Origin of the sequence: Pseudomonas caspiana (genome assembly GCF_040224095.2) — a bacterium.
Lineage (GTDB): Bacteria > Pseudomonadota > Gammaproteobacteria > Pseudomonadales > Pseudomonadaceae > Aquipseudomonas > Aquipseudomonas caspiana.
The window spans coordinates 6015429-6031132 of sequence record NZ_CP167995.1 but is presented as its reverse complement, the minus strand read 5'-3'; the positions used below and the strand labels follow the sequence as shown (position 1 = coordinate 6031132).

Here is a 15704-nt window from a genome sequence, read left to right as displayed (position 1 = left end):
TTAGCCGGGAGGGCAATACTGCCGAATGATGCAGTATTGCCCTCTCTCGGTTGAAGCCGGTTCCTTCCGGTTGAACGCGCATCTGGCGCGATTTCCTTGACGGCTACTCTATTGCCGATTGAGACAGCTGAGTCCTCATTCGCAGGAATCACTGTTAGGCTTGCCTCATCTTCTTTACAGCCCAGACCAATCCCATGCTTGAGCGCTTACTGATCCTGTGTGCTCTGTTGCTGGCTGCTCAAACGGCCGGAGCGGTGACGATCTACAAATTCACCGATGCCAACGGCGTGGTCTCGTTTACCGACCGGCCGACGCCGGGGGCTGCCGTGGTGGTGTTCAAGGATCGGATGGTTGAGCACATCGAGCGTCAGGTGCATTTGAGCACCAAGCGCGACAAAGGCGTGGACAGCCTTTATGTCCGCAACGACCTGTATGCGCCGGTAGAAATCGAACTGAAAATCTCTGGCGGGAAGAACGTCCTTGGCGTCGCCGACCAGACCATTCGTCGCACGATCCCGGCGCGGGGCAATGAGCGCGTCACGGTCCTGAGCCCCAAAGTCGTCGGCAAGGCCATGAGCTACAAAACCAGCCTGCGTTCGATTGTGGGTGATCCGCAGCGCACAAGCCTGGCTTATCGTTATCCGTTGCCGTGGGTCGGCGGTCCGTTTCGTTTGAGTCAGGGGCCTAACGGCAAGTACAGCCACTTCGGCCCCAAAGGCCGTTATGCCATGGACATCGCCATGCCGGAGGGCACGCCGATCATCGCCGCGCGCGGTGGCGTGGTCGTCAAAATTGAAAACGACCAGACCGGCAAAGGTTCGAACCCATCAGGCAATTTCGTGCGCATCCTGCACGACGACGGCACCATGGGCGTGTACCTGCACTTGATGCGCGGCTCGGTCAGCGTCAAGGAAGGTCAGCACGTCGTGGTAGGCAGCGCCCTGGCCCGCTCAGGCAACACCGGCAACAGCAGCGGCCCGCACCTGCACTTCGTCGTCCAGCGCAACGTGGGCCTGGCGCTGGAGTCCATCCCGTACGAGTTTGCACAGCCGGTGCAAAGCCTGCCGAATTTTGCTGTGGGTGGGAATTGAGGGAACACGGCCGAGCAGTAAACATGATCTCTGTAGGAGCTGCCGAAGGCTGCGAAAGCGCTGCATCAGGAGATGGGTTTCGCAGCCTGCGGTAGCTCCTACATAAACGCCTCAATCAATCTTGACCACCTTGGCCAACACGATCTTCGGGCCTTTCATCTTTTTGATGATGATCCGCAGGCCCTCGAACTCCATGACTTCTTCGACTTCCGGCACCCGCTTGAGGGTTTCGTAGATCAGGCCTGCCAGGGTTTCGGCTTCCACGTGGTCCAGATCGATGCCCAGCAGGCGTTCGACCTTGAACAGAGGGGTATCGCCGCGCACCAGCAGTTTGCCGGGCTGATAGGCGAGGATGCCGCGCTCTACCTTGCGGTGTTCGTCCTGAATGTCGCCGACCAGCACTTCCAGCACGTCTTCCATGGTCAGGTAACCGATGATCTTGCCGTCGGCTTCTTCCACCAGCGCAAAGTGCGCGCCGCCCTGACGGAACTGCTCAAGCAGGCGCGACAGCGGCATGTGCTTGGACACCCGCTCAAGCGGACGCGTCAGCTCGGCCAGGTTGAAGGATTCCGGGATGTGGTCCAGTGCCGCCAATTCCAGCAGCAGGTCCTTGATGTGCAGCAGGCCGACAAATTCGCCGCGGTCGGCGTCGTAGACCGGATAACGGCTGAACTTGTGGCGGCGGAACAGGGCGAGGATTTCTTTGAGTGGCGCGTTGAAGTCCAGCGTCACGAGGTCTTCCCGGGAGTTGGCCCAGTCGACCACTTCCAGTTCGCCCATTTCCACGGCGGAAGCCAGTACCCGCATACCCTGATCGCTCGGATCCTGGCCACGGCTGGAGTGCAAGATCAGTTTCAGCTCTTCGCGACTGTAGCTGTGTTCATGATGCGGACCAGGCTCGCCCTGGCCAGCAATACGCAGAATCGCGTTGGCGCTGGCGTTGAGCAGGTAAATGGCCGGGTACATCGCCCAGTAGAACAGGTACAGCGGCACCGCCGTCCATAGCGACAACAGCTCCGGTTTGCGGATCGCCCAGGATTTGGGAGCCAGCTCGCCGATCACGATGTGCAGGTAGGAGATGATGAAAAACGCGGTGAAGAACGACACGCCCTTGATCACTTCCGGAGTGTCTACGCCCAAAGCCGCCAGCAGCGGCTCCAGCAGGTGGGCGAACGCCGGCTCGCCGACCCAGCCCAGACCCAGCGAAGCCAGGGTGATACCCAACTGGCAAGCCGAGAGATAAGCGTCAAGCTGGCTGTGAACGGTGCGCAGGATGTGTCCGCGCCAGCCGTTTTTTTCTGCAATGGCTTCAACCTTGGTCGAGCGCAGTTTGACCATGGCGAACTCTGCCGCAACGAAAAAGCCGTTGAGCAGGACCAGAACCATTGCGAAGAGAATCATGCCGAAGTCGGCGAACAGTGAAGCGAGGTTAAAACCAGGGGAAGGGTCCATGATGGAGTTTTACGGGTTCCGTTTTAGCGAGATAGGTTATTGCCGCACCGAAATCCGGGGGCATAAGTGCCGCAATGTAGCGGCTGAATGCCTGCTTGCCTAGTGGCGGAGGTGTCGCAGCCTAGGCTTGAGCCAGTTGGATGGGTGGGAAATGGCAGGTAAACACGCTGCCTTTGCCTGGAACGCTGTTGATTTCCAGTGTTCCACGGTGGCGCAAGAGCACGTGTTTTACGATCGCCAGACCCAGACCTGTACCGCCAGTATTGGAGGCGCGGCTGGAGTCTACGCGGTAGAAACGCTCGGTCAGACGCGGCAAATGCTTGGTTTCGATGCCGATCCCCGAATCCTGCACGCTCAGGTGCGCGCCTCGCTCGTCGGCCCACCAGCGAATCTGGATTTTGCCTTCGGCGGGGGTGTATTTCACGGCGTTGAAAATCAGGTTGGAAAACGCGCTGCGCAGTTCGGTATCGCTGCCCTTGAGCTGAACATCGGTTTCGATATTCAGGTTGATCTGCTGATTTTTGTTGCCGGACAACGCCTGCGCATCACTGGTGATGGTCTTGAGCAATGTGCTGATGACAATCGGATGGTTATCCGACGGATAGTCCGTGGCTTCGAGCTTGGCCAACAGCAACAGGTCATTGAGCAACGTCTGCATCCGCCCACCTTGCTGATGCATTTGCTGCAAGGCCCGCACCCAGCGCGGGTTCACTTCTTCGACGTTATCCAGCAAGGTTTCCAGATAACCAAAAATTACGGTCAAAGGCGTGCGCAGCTCGTGGGACACGTTGGCGACGAAATCCTTGCGCATCTGTTCCAGTTGATGAATTCGCGTGACGTCGCGCACCAGCATTAAATGTTCGTTGTTGCCGTAGCGGGTAATCAGCATCTGAATGCGCACCCGGTCATTGGTCGGCGAAGGAATTTCCAGAGGCTCGGCAAAACTGCCCTGCTCGAAATACTCCTTAAAACGCGGGTGGCGAACGAGGTTAGTAACCTGCTGACCGCTGTCCTGCGGAGTTTTGAGACCCATCAGGGTTTCTGCGGCGCGATTCCACCATTCCAGGTTGCCTTCGCTGTCGAGCATGATCACCGCGTCCTTTAGGGCGGCGGTGGATTCCTGCACACGGTCGATTACAGCCTGCAGGCGACCACGTACCCGCTGATCACGGCGTTGCAGGTGGTAGATGCTATCGAAGACCTCACCCCACAGACCGTAGCCATCCGGCGGCGGTTCGTCGGTCTGGTGGTTGCTGAGCCATTCGTGCAGGCGCAAGAGTTGTTTGAGGGTCCAGGCCAGATACAGCCCCAGACCGATGGCCAGGCTCCAGCCATATTCGCCGCTGATCAACCCGACCACGAGGCAGGCCGTCACCAACAACAGCATGTGGCGGATCAGGGTGCCATGCCAATTTTGATTCAATTAAACGTACATCCATGTCGAGCGCATACCGGGCGGTTGCGCTGCCTGTTTGCGGCTATCTGTTCAAACTGTCTGTTTACGGGCAGGTCATCAGCTTTTTGTAGAAAAGCGATAGCCTGTGCCGCGCACGGTTTGTACCAGATTTTCATAAGCATCGCCGAGGGCTTTGCGCAGTCGACGGATGTGCACGTCAACGGTACGTTCTTCGACATAAACATTGCCTCCCCAGACTTGATCCAGCAATTGGCCGCGGGTGTAGGCGCGCTCCTGGTGGGTCATGAAGAACTGCAGCAAACGGTATTCAGTAGGCCCCATCTCGGCAGGTTTGCCATCAATGGTCACGCGGTGGCTGATCGGGTCGAGCAGCAGACCGCCGACTTCGATAGGCGCTTCACCATCGGTAGGGCCTGCACGGCGCAGCACAGCCTTGAGGCGTGCGACCAGTTCGCGAGGGGAAAACGGCTTGGTGATGTAATCGTCGGCGCCCACTTCCAGCCCCTGGATCTTGTTGTCCTCTTCACCCTTGGCGGTCAGCATGATGATCGGGATGTCCCCGGTCAGCTCATCGCGTTTGAGGCGTCGGGCCAGTTCGATACCGGAAGTGCCAGGCAGCATCCAGTCGAGCAGGATCAAGTCCGGTTTGCGGTCTACGATGATTGCATGGGCTTGCTGAGAGTTCTCTGCTTCCATGCAGTCATAGCCGGCCATTTCCAATGCAACGGCGATCATTTCGCGAATAGGCGCTTCGTCGTCAACGATCAGAATGCTCCTGCCAACCATGCTTGAACCTCTTGTCATTTAACTGTCTTGGGGCGCATTAGATAACGGAATTATTGCAGTCGTGTGACAGTCAGGGTATGGGCTAGCATGCCACGTTCTTTAAGGACTAATGTGCAGTCTCGTCCGACAACGGTTTCCACATAAGAAGAGGATCTACCGATGTTCAAGATTTCATCGACATTCATGGGCTTGATAGCTGCTGCGGCAATGGCGTCTTCCAGTCTGGTCATGGCTGCTGAACCCGGCATGACAGGGGACAACGGCTACCTCACCGACCACAGCGGTAAAACGCTCTACACCTTCGACAAGGACTCGGTAGGCAAATCCGTTTGTAACGACAAATGCGCAATCAACTGGCCGCCACTTGTGGCTGAAGCCAATACCAAAGCGTCAGGCAAATGGACCCAGATCAAACGCGACGACAAAACCCTGCAATGGGCTTACGACGGCAAGCCGTTGTACTTCTACAAGGATGACAAGAAAGTCGGTGACGTCACTGGCGATGGCAAAGGCGGCGTCTGGCACATCGTCAAACCTAAATAGCACGACACTTCCGTAGGAATTTTCGGAGGTTACGACGGCGCCGATTGCGATGTAACTGACACACCGCCATCGTGACCTCCGATTGCTGCTACGTTTCCAGAGTCATTCAACGCAACCCATAATCCGCAACAATCCCGACAAAGATCGCCAACCCAGCCCAATGGTTGTGCAGAAATGCCTTGAAGCAGGCATCGCGGTCGCGATTGCGGGTTGACCAGAATTCCCAGACGAAACAACCCGCCGCCACCAACAGACCCAGGTAGAAATACACCCCCAGCTCAAAACGCGCACCGGCCAGCAGCAGGCAGCCCAATGCCAGGACTTGCAACGTCAGAATGATGATCCGGTCAGCATCGCCAAACAGCACAGCGGTGGACTTCACTCCAATCTTCAGATCGTCTTCACGATCGACCATCGCGTAATAGGTGTCGTACGCCACCGTCCATAACAGGTTAGCGATGTAAAGCAGCCACGCGGCGGCAGGCAGGTTGCCGGTTTCGGCGGTGAACGCCATCGGCATCCCCCATGAAAACGCCGCACCCAGTACCACTTGTGGGTAATAGGTGTAACGCTTCATGAATGGATAACAGGCTGCTAGCGCCAGACCGCCGAAGGATAACCAGATGGTTGTTGCGTTAGTCAGCATTACCAGCAGAAAACTCACCAGCACCAATACCGCAAATAGAACCAGCGCCTCTTTAGAGCTGACTTTGCCACTCACCAGCGGCCGCTGCTCAGTGCGTTTGACGTGACCATCGACCTTGCGGTCGGCGAAGTCATTGATCACACAGCCTGCCGCTCGCATCAGAAACACGCCGACCACAAAAATCACGATATTGAGTAGTGACGGCGAACCTTCACCCGCGATCCACAGCGCCCAGAGCGTCGGCCACAGCAAGAGATAAATGCCAATGGGCTTATCAACGCGCATCAACTGGATGAAGTCCCAGATGCGAGGGTTCAGGCGATTAAGCGATTTCAGAAGTGTCAGGTACATCAACCATGCTCCGTGGTGCGAATCGCCTGCCAGAGCGTAGGCAGGAAGACCTCGGCAACCAGTATTTTCAATGGGCCCCGACTAAAGCACGAGCGGCGTCCCCATAAACCTTCGGTGGCGTCTGCTGCCGGTAGCCAGACCGCAGGATAACGACAGACCTGCAACGCGCCGCGATCAAACGCCGGGTCGCAGAACAACAACTCGCCAAGCGAGCGTGTGCCCAATTCATCCATCTGCAAGCCGCTTTCCTGCAGCGCGCTGCGAGCCGCGACACTTCGAGCGAAGACCCACTTTTCGCCATACCCGTGTAAATAAACTTCCCGTGCCCAACCCATGCTCTGTTCAGGCAGACCCAATGCCTGGCACTCATCGTCGCGCAGCGCTTGCCAGCCTTCGAACAGAGGCGTGACACTGAAGTGGTCAGCGGAAAGGGCTGTCAGGCGGCGAGTCAGCGAGTCCTGATGAAACAGCCACTCCAGAACCAAGGGTTCGACGGCGTCTCCAAGCGGCTCGCGTCCAAGCCAGTCAACAGGTACGCAAGAGGGTTTTTGCTCAGTCACGGTAAGCATTTATTGAGGCTGATCGGGGCCGCGAGCTTAGCATGATTGCCCCCTTCAGCCGACGACCGGCAAAAGGCTGTAGTGATGTTCGGGGTTGCATGTCGGCGTCGCGGTCAGTACAAAACGCCCTGAGTTCGGCGCAAGCGTGGCACCTCACGACCACGTACACCCGAAATAGCCTGAAAATATGAGAGATATACGATGAAAAAGTGGCAATGCATTGTCTGTGGCCTGATTTACAACGAAGCGGATGGCTGGCCGGATGACGGTATCGCGCCGGGCACGCTTTGGCAGGATGTTCCCGAAGATTGGCTATGCCCGGATTGCGGCGTGGGCAAAATGGATTTCGAAATGATCGAAATCGGCTGATCCGGTTTTTTACTCTCTGGTTTGGAAGTACGTATGAACGCACCTGTTGTGATTGTTGGCACTGGCCTGGCGGGCTACAACCTCGCCCGGGAATTTCGCAAGCTCGATGGCGAAACGCCGCTGCTGCTGATCACCGCCGATGACGGGCGTTCCTACTCTAAACCGATGCTCTCCACCGGCTTTGGCAAAAACAAGGAAGCCGATGGCCTGAGCATGGCTGAACCCGGCGCGATGGCCGACCAGCTCAAGGCTGAGGTGCGCACTCACACGCGCATCAGCGGCATTGATCCGGGGCACAAACGCCTATGGATCGGTGAAGAGGCCGTGTATTACCGTGACCTGATCCTCGCCTGGGGTGCAGAAACCATCCGCGTACCGGTTGAAGGCGATGCTAGCGACGCCGTCTTCCCGATCAATGATCTTGAGGATTACGCCCGCTTTCGCGCCGCAGCAGCAGGCAAGCGCCGGGTGTTGATTCTTGGCGTCGGCTTGATTGGCTGCGAGTTCGCCAATGACTTGATTCTGGGGGGCTACGAAGTCGATCTGGTCGCGCCTTGCGAACACGTGATGCCGACTTTGTTGCCGCCTGCTGCCGCAACTGCCGTGCGTGCCGGCCTGGAAAGCCTCGGTGCGCGCTTCCACCTCGGCCCATTGATGACGCGCTTGCAGCGCACTGCCGATGGCCTTGAAGCTCACCTGTCCGATGGGCAGGTCATTGAGTGCGACGTTGTGGTCTCCGCCATCGGCCTGCGCCCACGAGTCGATCTGGCTGCGGCCGCAGGCTTGCAGATCGGCCGTGGCATCATCGTGGACCGAGAGCTGAAAACCTCCCACGCCAATATCTATGCATTGGGCGACTGTGCTGAAGTCGACGGTTTGAACCTGCTGTATGTGATGCCGCTGATGAGCTGCGCTCGCGCCTTGGCGCAAACCCTCGCGGGTACTCCGACAGCGGTCAAATACGGGCCTATGCCGATTACGGTAAAAACTCCGGTTTGCCCACTCGTCGTGTCACCGCCTCCGCGTGGCAGCGAGGGCGTCTGGAGTGTCGAAGGGCAGGGCGCTGATATCAAAGCTCTGTGTCACGACCCGGCCGGCAACCTCTTGGGTTACGCCCTGACGGGAGCCGCCGTGATGGAAAAACTCGCCCTCAATAAGACGCTTCCAGCGCTATTGGCGTAAATACTGGCCGTTCTGTCGGATAAGCCACATTTTTGGCCGCATAAAGGTCGTTGGTCTACTGGCGTCGGCCAGAACAGCATGCCATCCTCATTCCCGTCTGCCGCAACGTAGAGCTGTTGCGGCACCTGACGCCGTTCTGCATGAGCGGTCCGGGACATAAAAACAAAAAACCGTAGAAGAGGCTTCATATGCGTAAACCAGAACTAGCGGCCGCTATTGCTGAAAAAGCGGACCTGACCAAAGAGCAAGCCAATCGAGTTCTCAATGCCGTCCTCGAAGAAATCACTGGTGCTTTGCATCGCAAAGACAGCGTCACCCTGGTCGGCTTCGGCACCTTCCTGCAACGCCATCGCGGCGCACGCACTGGCAAAAACCCACAAACCGGCGAGCCAGTGAAGATCAAGGCCAGCAACACCGTCGCCTTCAAGCCGGGTAAATCCCTGAAAGACAGCGTCAACCCCTAGTTACCAGCTGGACGCCTCGGCGGGAGGCGAGCAGTGAAAAAACGGGCACACCAACTCAGGTTGGGTGCCCGTTTTTTGTTGTGTCGCCATTGATGCCTCGCCTTGGTGTGTGATCTCAGAACTTGTAGCCAAGCCCCACCATGTAAACGAACGGATCCACGTCGACATCGACTTTGGCCCTGACGCCAAGATTGGTGTTGCTGACGTAAGCGTCGGTTTCAATGTCGATGTAGCGCATCTGCGCGTTAATCATCAAACGGTCAGTGAGCATGTAGTCCGCGCCCACTTGAGCGGCCCAGCCCCAGGAATTGCTAGCGTGAAAGTTATCGAACCCTGCGGCGCTGGCGCTGCTGCCGACACTTTCATCATAGATCCAGGTGTAGTTAATGCCCGCGCCCACATAGGGCTGGAAGGCTGACTTATTGTTCAGCGGGTAGTAAATCAGGCTCAACGTCGGCGGCAGATGTTTCAGCGAGCCAAGCTTGCCGTCCGCAATACCACCGGAAGTGCCGCTTATGTTTACGTCGTGCTCAAACGGCGTAGCCGCCAACAACTCAATCCCCAAATGATCAGTGACCATGTAAGCGAAGTTCAGACCCAATTGGGTATCGCTGTTCATGCCTGCCTTGCCACCCAGATCCGTGCCCGCCAGACCTCCGCGATCAACGCGCACGCTGGAACTGCTTTCCCGTGGGTCGACAGTTACTGCACCGGCCCGGACAATAATATCCCCGGCCTCATAGGCCTGGGCCGTCGACACCGCCAGGGTGAAAATCAGCACCGGGGTGCCAAGAAGGGTCAGTCTGCGCATATCTCACTCCGCTATTCGAACAACGACCAGCCGCATCGGGCTGTGTCGGGGAAGGTCCGAGTATCGAGAAGTGACCCTGTATGAACGTCTGCCGGATGGCATAGCATCCTCTCGGATAGACACGAAAAACGTTACGAGGTTTGTCCCCCGAAGCGTCTAGGCTGAGAACTTTCGGTAAAAAAACGGGTCATAGCGTTGTGCCATATCGGCACTTCATATGGAAAACCTAGTGATGACTAGTAAGTCCGCTTTCCTGAGCTCCAAAATCCGATTCGCAGCATTTTTGATGGGTAGCCTTGCGCTGTCACAGGCCCAAGCCGCAGTCGATTTAAGCTCCTACGACGCCACTTCCCAAGACAGCATTGTTGCCAGCCACTACGAGCCAACAGGCGTTTATTCAATACGTAAAACCGACTTCACTCTGGGCGGCTTGCAGCAATTGCAGAAAGAGTCCCGCCAGAACGCCAGCGAGCTGGCCGCCCTCAAGGAAACCGTCAAAGCCCAGACCCGTTTGATCGAAGAACTCAAACGTAACAACGGCACCACCACTCAATCCAGCAACGCTGACGTGTCCGGCCTCAAAAGCAAGATGGACGAGCAAAGCCGCACCATCAGCAAACTGGAAAGCCAGCTCAACGACCTCAAGCGCAGCGCTGGCTCTAGCTCAAGCAGCAACTCAAGCTCCAGTGACGTATCGAGCTTGAAGAGCAAAATCGAAGACCAGAATCGCAGCATTAGCAAACTGGAGAGCAAGTTGAGTGATATCCAGCGCAGTTCGGGTTCAAGCAGCAACTCAAGCTCTGGCGACATCAGCAGCCTTAAACAGGACATCAGCAACCTGCGCAGTAGCGTGGGCAGGCTGGAGAGTCAGGTGAGTAGTTTGAGTAGTAAGGTTAAGTAGTTGTGGTGTGGCAGACGGGGCTTAGGCCCCGTTTGCTTTTAGTGGCTGAAACTAATCTCTGCTAAGTGCTATGTGCATTCTTTAGAAAGAGAAGGCTTATATAAACTTCTACTCTTTCTACCAAGCTGGTTAGTGCGCATGCCTAGCGTTAACCTGCAACAGGAACGCGCCAGTCATCAGAGCCAGAAGTCCCGGAAACTTCATGGGTCCACGTTATCTTACGATAAGTGAAATATACATCTTCCAGGTGGGTGAAGTGCGATTGGCTTGGGTCCTGGCAGTTAGGCATCGTTGAATTAATGTCGACGATAATTGCGTCTTCAAGCTCTATAGTGAAATAGTGCTGCTGGGTACCCTCTGCGGAAGTCCGGTACCATTCCAGACGGCACTTTGTCAGGCGTTCGCCGGTGGTAAGTGCTGTGAATAGCAAAGGCGAAGATTTGTCGAAAACCTTGGTTATCATCAGCGGTTTGTGAACCCGCTGACCAGTGGGCTGGCCGGATTGCGGGTCGCGGGGAATGATTACCTGGTGATCAAATGCCTGAACCAGTATCTGATCTTCGTGGCCTTCCTGATAGATATTCCCCACGGAGTCCTGGGTGAAAGTCCCGGAAGTAATAAGTCCTTGTGTAGTTCCTTCAATGGACAAATATGCTGGTGTAGGCATCGTTGCACTCCTGGCAGTTTTTAAAGATGTTTCTAGGTTTCATAAAAGCTGTGTTTTATTTTTGCTGTGTTTCTTAAAGGTTGGCGAACTTTACAGTCATATGTTTTGCTGGTCTGTAGTTGCTTTCTCGTAAGTGATGTAGGAAGTTTCGCCATATTATGTAAGATTAAATCCGGAGTAAAATATTTGATTTTAATCTTGCATGTGGATTGCTTTGCTGGATAGTATTGTTGCCGGTGATGAGTTTCTGGCCTTGGTTAATAGTTTTCGGATCATATGTGTGTGATTGTTGGTTTGCGTATTCTGCTGACTTTTTGTTGAGTTTTAATATTTGTCGCTGATTTGATTTTTCCGAAGATTGGAAGTTATGTATTCAGCTGATACCGCGCGTAAATACCTGAAACTCGCTCAAAGCCCTGTATCCGAAGATGAGTATGCGGGAGCCGACGTTCGTTATTCGTGTGAATTCGAAGCGTTGGAGGCGGAGCTTTCAAAGCCACTGGCATTGCATGATGCGGCTCAGATCGATTGGCAGCGAGTGCAGGATTGTAGCGAGGCGCTCCTCGCAGAAATGTCCAAGGATTTACGTGTTGCCTGTTGGTTGAGTTGGGCGTTGTACCAGAACCAGTCGTTCGCTGGCTTAGTCGCAGGGCTGGAGATGCTTTGCCATTTTTGCACGCATCGTTGGATGGAAATTTACCCTAAGAAAACCAGAACGCGTGCGGCCACGCTTGGATGGTTAGTCGCGCGGCTTGAGAAAGCCCTGGACGTGAATATCCCGGTCAGCGACCAGCTTGAGTTGTTTCAACGACTGATTCTGCAGCTTGAGGTTCTGGACGTCGCGTTAACGGAGCATTTGGTGGAAGAGGCGCCGCTGATACTGCCACTGCGCAGGCGTCTGGCGAATATGGTAACGCGAGCCACTGACAGCCGACCGCATACCGGCCCCGTGGACACAGTCGTCGCCCAGGTGAAGGAAGTCGCGACTCAGTGGTTTTCGGGGGGCGCCACTATTGAAAGCGAAAGGGATGCACAGCAAGCGTTACGTGCTCAGCGGGAAAATACTTTGCTGTTGTGTAGCTGGTGGCTGCGCCAGAAAGCCATAGACCCTCGCGCCTTACGTCTAAATCGAACGTTGAGCTGGTTATCGATTAACAGCATTCCGCAGCACAACCCTGAGCGCGTTACTGATCTTCATGGAGTGCCAAGCGACAAGCTCAAGAGTTATCAGTTGCACTTCGACCAGGGTCAATACGCCGACCTGTTGGTGCAATTGGAGACGAGTATTGCCCGCGCACCCTTCTGGTTCGATGGTCAGAGGCTGGTTTGGGAGTGTCTTGAGGCTCTGAATGCCGATGCTGCGAAGCGAGAGCTGGAGATCCATTTCGCGTTATTCCTGCAACGGTTACCGGGGATCGCAGATTTGCGGTTTCACGACGGGACGGAGTTCGCGGATGCGGCGACTCGTGACTGGATCGCTGCGTGTGTCACTCCTCATCTGGAGCGTGCAAGCGGTGCGCAACAAGTTTTGGTTTCAGATAGCTCGCCCGCGTGGGATATCGCGCTCCAAGAGGCCACAGTTATTTTGCGTAGAGGAAATCTCAAGGCTGCAATACAAAAGCTCAAGTCAGGTTTTCAGCACGCTCAGGGTGGAAGAGAAAAATTCTGCTGGCAATTGAGTCTCGCCCGACTGTGCCATCAGGCTAAAAAATTCGAACTGGCCAGGGCTCAGCTGGAGGCCCTTGACGAGCAAATACTGCGATCGGATTTGCATCTCTGGGAGCCAGGTCTGGCTCTGGAGGTCTTGCAGCTTTTGCATGCTTGTTATGGGTTGCTACCTACCGGTCATGAAGCGCGCGAGCGTAAAGAAGGGATTTACCGCAGGTTGTGCCATCTGGATATCGAGGTGGTACTCGAATAAGCCCTCGGGCTTCAACAGTGAAGGAGAAAAGCTGTGGCCAAAGAAGGCTCGGTAGCCCCCAAAGAGCGTATCAATATTACCTTTAAGCCTGCCACCGGCAGTGCTCAGGAGGAAATTGAACTGCCGCTGAAATTGATGGTGTTAGGTGACTTCACCCAGCAGGCGGATGAGCGCAAGGTCGAAGATCGCAAGCCTATCAATATCGATAAAAATAATTTCGATGAAGTGCTGGCCAATCAGAAGCTCGGTCTGACTCTGAGTGTGCCAAACCGATTGCAGGATCAGGACGACTCGCAAGAGTTGGCGATCGATTTGCGCATCAACTCGATGAAAGATTTCAACCCTGCGAGTCTTGTTGAGCGCGTACCGGAAATGAGAAAGCTGATGGAGTTGCGCGACGCACTGATGGCCCTAAAGGGACCATTGGGCAATGCTCCGGCATTCCGTAAAGCGATTGAAAGCGTTCTGGAGGATGAAGACTCCCGTAGTCGTGTGCTCGACGAGTTAGGTCTGGAAGCCCCAACTCCAAAGGATGCTTGAGTTAGTAATCGATAAGGAGGCCACTCTTATGAGTACCCGTGCAGTAAAGCAACAAGATGCTGAAACCACTCAGTTCGGCATACTCGATCAGATCATCGCTGAGACAAAACTGACCCCGGATGATGATGCCTACGGCATTGCCAAGCGTGGTGTTGCTGCTTTCATCGAAGAGTTGCTCAAGCCGCACAACAGCCAGGAGCCCGTCAAGAAGGCGATGGTTGACCGTATGATCGCAGAGATTGATGGCAAGCTTAGTCGGCAGATGGACGAGATCCTGCATCACTCTGACTTTCAGGCGCTGGAAGCTTCGTGGCGTGGTCTGCAGCTGCTTGTCGACCGGACCAACTTTCGGGAAAACATCAAGGTTGAAATACTCAATGTCTCCAAGCAGGACCTGCTGGACGATTTCGAGGATTCACCCGAGGTAATGCAGTCTGGTCTTTACAAGCATGTGTATTCCGCTGAGTACGGACAATTTGGTGGCCAGCCAGTTGGCGCAATTATCGCTAATTACTTTTTCTCCCCAAGTTCCCCCGACGTCAAAACCATGCAGTACGTTTCCAGTGTCGCCTGTATGGCCCATGCACCATTCATCGCAGCCGCCGGGCCGAAGTTTTTTGGTCTGGAAAGCTTTACCGGGCTGCCCAACATGAAAGAGCTCAAGGATCATTTTGATGGTCCACAGTTCGCCAAATGGCAAAGCTTCCGTCAGCAGGAAGATGCTCGTTATTTTGGTTTGACCATGCCGCGCTTTTTGCTGCGCAATCCTTACGACCCGGAAGAGAATCCAGTCAAGAGCTTCGTCTATACAGAAAATGTTGCCAGCAGTCATGAGCATTATCTGTGGGGAAACACCGCTTATGCCTTCGGGACACGACTGACTGAAAGCTTCGCCAAGTTCCGCTGGTGCCCAAATATCATTGGCCCGCAAAGCGGTGGGGCGGTCGAAGACCTGCCGTTACATCACTTTCAGAGCATGGGTGAAATCGAGACCAAAATTCCCACTGAAGTATTGGTTTCCGACCGGCGAGAATACGAATTGGCTGAAGAGGGCTTTATAGCCCTGACCATGCGCAAAGGAAGCGATAACGCGGCGTTCTTTTCTGCCAGTTCGGCGCAGAAGACAAAGTCGTTTGGGATGAGTGAGGAAGGTAGAGAGGCGGAGTTCAATTACAAGCTGGGAACTCAACTGCCCTACCTGATGATCATTAACCGTCTTGCCCACTATTTGAAGGTTTTGCAGCGTGAGCAATTGGGCTCCTGGAAAGAGCGCACAGACCTAGAAGAAGAGTTGAATAAGTGGATTCGCCAATACATTGCAGATCAGGAAAACCCAAGCGCTGATGTGCGTGGTCGGCGCCCGCTACGTGCAGCGAAAATCACGGTCAGCGATGTTGAAGGTGAGCCGGGCTGGTACCGAGTGAGTCTTAACGTACGTCCGCATTTCAAATACATGGGAGCGGATTTCACCTTGTCTCTAGTCGGCAAGCTGGATAAAGAGTGATCGAGTAATGTCTGGATACGGCAGCCTTTTCGAGCGCCTTGCAGGTGATGCCGATGAACGTATCGGCATGGGGCACGAGGAGTGCGTCGTTGCCTCCGTTGCAGCCCATCTTGCGAAGATGCTTAGCACTCGGGCTGGCAGTGTGCAAACGCTGCCCGACTACGGGCTTCCAGATTTAAATGACATGAGCTTGAGTCTGCATGACTCGCTTACTCAAGCTCGTCAGGCCATCGAGAATTTCATTGCACTCTACGAGCCGCGTCTGAACAGTGTGAAGGTCACTTCTACTCCGCGTGAAAGCGATCCATTTCGGTTGTTCTTTGCGATTGAAGGAGTGTTGGAAGTTGCAGGCGTCAAGAGACCAATCAGGTTCTCCGCTGCTTTGAATGGATCAGGACAGGTTATGGTCACGTAAGACTCCATTCGCTTATTGCTTAACCAACCGTGTCTGTTTAGACGCTGGAAAGTTATAGAACATTATTAAAACGCTTTCTCGGCA

General features: G+C 55.0%; 17 protein-coding genes. 10 read left to right on the top strand and 7 right to left on the bottom strand.

Annotation, left to right across the window (positions count from 1 at the left end; all coding sequences use genetic code 11):
* The first annotated feature begins 194 nt into the window (after positions 1 to 194).
* The gene (locus ABRP31_RS27195) at positions 195 to 1091 is read left to right on the top strand and encodes a M23 family metallopeptidase (RefSeq protein WP_087273807.1); all 897 of its coding nucleotides are present in this window, start codon (positions 195 to 197) and stop codon (positions 1089 to 1091) included.
* Positions 1092 to 1202: 111 nt separating this feature from the next.
* Here ABRP31_RS27195 and ABRP31_RS27190 read toward each other — a convergent pair whose 3' ends face one another.
* The 3 genes from ABRP31_RS27190 to phoB all read right to left on the bottom strand — a co-directional run bounded on the left by ABRP31_RS27190 (position 1203) and on the right by phoB (position 4746).
* Positions 1203 to 2543: a hemolysin family protein gene (locus ABRP31_RS27190; protein WP_087273799.1), complete on the bottom strand. Its 1341-nt coding sequence runs from the start codon at positions 2541 to 2543 to the stop codon at positions 1203 to 1205.
* Positions 2544 to 2664: 121 nt separating this feature from the next.
* On the bottom strand, positions 2665 to 3930 hold the full coding sequence (gene phoR / locus ABRP31_RS27185; RefSeq protein WP_349972640.1) for a phosphate regulon sensor histidine kinase PhoR: 1266 nt from the start codon (positions 3928 to 3930) through the stop codon (positions 2665 to 2667).
* 126 nt (positions 3931 to 4056) lie between these two features.
* Positions 4057 to 4746, bottom strand: a complete 690-nt coding sequence (phoB, locus tag ABRP31_RS27180) for a phosphate regulon transcriptional regulator PhoB (protein ID WP_027901508.1) — start codon at positions 4744 to 4746, stop codon at positions 4057 to 4059.
* A gap of 183 nt (positions 4747 to 4929) precedes the next feature.
* Here phoB and ABRP31_RS27175 point away from each other — a divergent pair, with 183 nt between their 5' ends.
* On the top strand, positions 4930 to 5289 hold the full coding sequence (locus tag ABRP31_RS27175; protein ID WP_372489481.1) for a hypothetical protein: 360 nt from the start codon (positions 4930 to 4932) through the stop codon (positions 5287 to 5289).
* A 106-nt stretch (positions 5290 to 5395) separates the two neighbouring features.
* Here the strand turns inward: ABRP31_RS27175 and ubiA are convergent, their stop codons facing one another.
* Positions 5396 to 6286, bottom strand: coding sequence for a 4-hydroxybenzoate octaprenyltransferase (gene ubiA / locus ABRP31_RS27170; RefSeq protein ID WP_349972600.1), 891 nt, complete (start codon positions 6284 to 6286; stop codon positions 5396 to 5398).
* Complete coding sequence (locus ABRP31_RS27165; protein ID WP_349972641.1) at positions 6286 to 6846, bottom strand: chorismate lyase; 561 nt, start codon at positions 6844 to 6846, stop codon at positions 6286 to 6288. Before ABRP31_RS27165 ends, ubiA begins: the two co-directional genes overlap by 1 nt.
* 201 nt (positions 6847 to 7047) lie before the next feature.
* Between ABRP31_RS27165 and ABRP31_RS27160 the strand changes: the two genes are divergently transcribed.
* The 3 genes from ABRP31_RS27160 to ABRP31_RS27150 all read left to right on the top strand — a co-directional run bounded on the left by ABRP31_RS27160 (position 7048) and on the right by ABRP31_RS27150 (position 8861).
* Positions 7048 to 7215 carry a rubredoxin gene (locus ABRP31_RS27160; protein ID WP_002555879.1) on the top strand — a complete coding sequence of 56 codons (168 nt, stop codon included), beginning with the start codon at positions 7048 to 7050 and terminating at the stop codon, positions 7213 to 7215.
* A 33-nt stretch (positions 7216 to 7248) separates the two neighbouring features.
* Entirely contained in the window at positions 7249 to 8397 is a 1149-nt protein-coding gene (locus ABRP31_RS27155) for an FAD-dependent oxidoreductase (RefSeq protein ID WP_349972601.1), read from the top strand.
* Between the two features lie 188 nt (positions 8398 to 8585).
* Positions 8586 to 8861: an HU family DNA-binding protein gene (locus ABRP31_RS27150; protein ID WP_003213368.1), complete on the top strand. Its 276-nt coding sequence runs from the start codon at positions 8586 to 8588 to the stop codon at positions 8859 to 8861.
* A gap of 115 nt (positions 8862 to 8976) precedes the next feature.
* On the opposite strand, the gene ABRP31_RS27145 is transcribed toward ABRP31_RS27150, so the two are convergent.
* A complete protein-coding gene (locus ABRP31_RS27145; RefSeq protein WP_349972602.1) occupies positions 8977 to 9672 on the bottom strand; it encodes an OmpW family outer membrane protein in 696 nt (231 codons plus the stop codon).
* Between the two features lie 232 nt (positions 9673 to 9904).
* Here ABRP31_RS27145 and ABRP31_RS27140 point away from each other — a divergent pair, with 232 nt between their 5' ends.
* Positions 9905 to 10573, top strand: coding sequence for a hypothetical protein (locus ABRP31_RS27140; protein ID WP_349972603.1), 669 nt, complete (start codon positions 9905 to 9907; stop codon positions 10571 to 10573).
* A 148-nt stretch (positions 10574 to 10721) separates the two neighbouring features.
* On the opposite strand, the gene ABRP31_RS27135 is transcribed toward ABRP31_RS27140, so the two are convergent.
* A complete protein-coding gene (locus ABRP31_RS27135) occupies positions 10722 to 11240 on the bottom strand; it encodes an Hcp family type VI secretion system effector (RefSeq protein ID WP_349972604.1) in 519 nt (172 codons plus the stop codon).
* A gap of 367 nt (positions 11241 to 11607) precedes the next feature.
* Between ABRP31_RS27135 and tssA the strand changes: the two genes are divergently transcribed.
* Genes tssA through tssE form a run of 4 tightly spaced genes read left to right on the top strand, consistent with a single transcriptional unit; the run spans position 11608 to position 15620 of the window.
* Positions 11608 to 13161 carry a type VI secretion system protein TssA gene (gene tssA, locus ABRP31_RS27130; RefSeq protein ID WP_349972605.1) on the top strand — a complete coding sequence of 518 codons (1554 nt, stop codon included), beginning with the start codon at positions 11608 to 11610 and terminating at the stop codon, positions 13159 to 13161.
* A gap of 33 nt (positions 13162 to 13194) precedes the next feature.
* A complete protein-coding gene (tssB, locus tag ABRP31_RS27125; RefSeq protein ID WP_349972606.1) occupies positions 13195 to 13701 on the top strand; it encodes a type VI secretion system contractile sheath small subunit in 507 nt (168 codons plus the stop codon).
* 28 nt (positions 13702 to 13729) lie between these two features.
* Positions 13730 to 15205 (top strand): type VI secretion system contractile sheath large subunit, encoded by a 1476-nt coding sequence (gene tssC, locus ABRP31_RS27120; protein WP_349972607.1) that lies wholly within the window; start codon positions 13730 to 13732, stop codon positions 15203 to 15205.
* A 7-nt stretch (positions 15206 to 15212) separates the two neighbouring features.
* Positions 15213 to 15620 carry a type VI secretion system baseplate subunit TssE gene (tssE, locus tag ABRP31_RS27115; RefSeq protein WP_349972608.1) on the top strand — a complete coding sequence of 136 codons (408 nt, stop codon included), beginning with the start codon at positions 15213 to 15215 and terminating at the stop codon, positions 15618 to 15620.
* Positions 15621 to 15704: the final 84 nt, after the last annotated feature.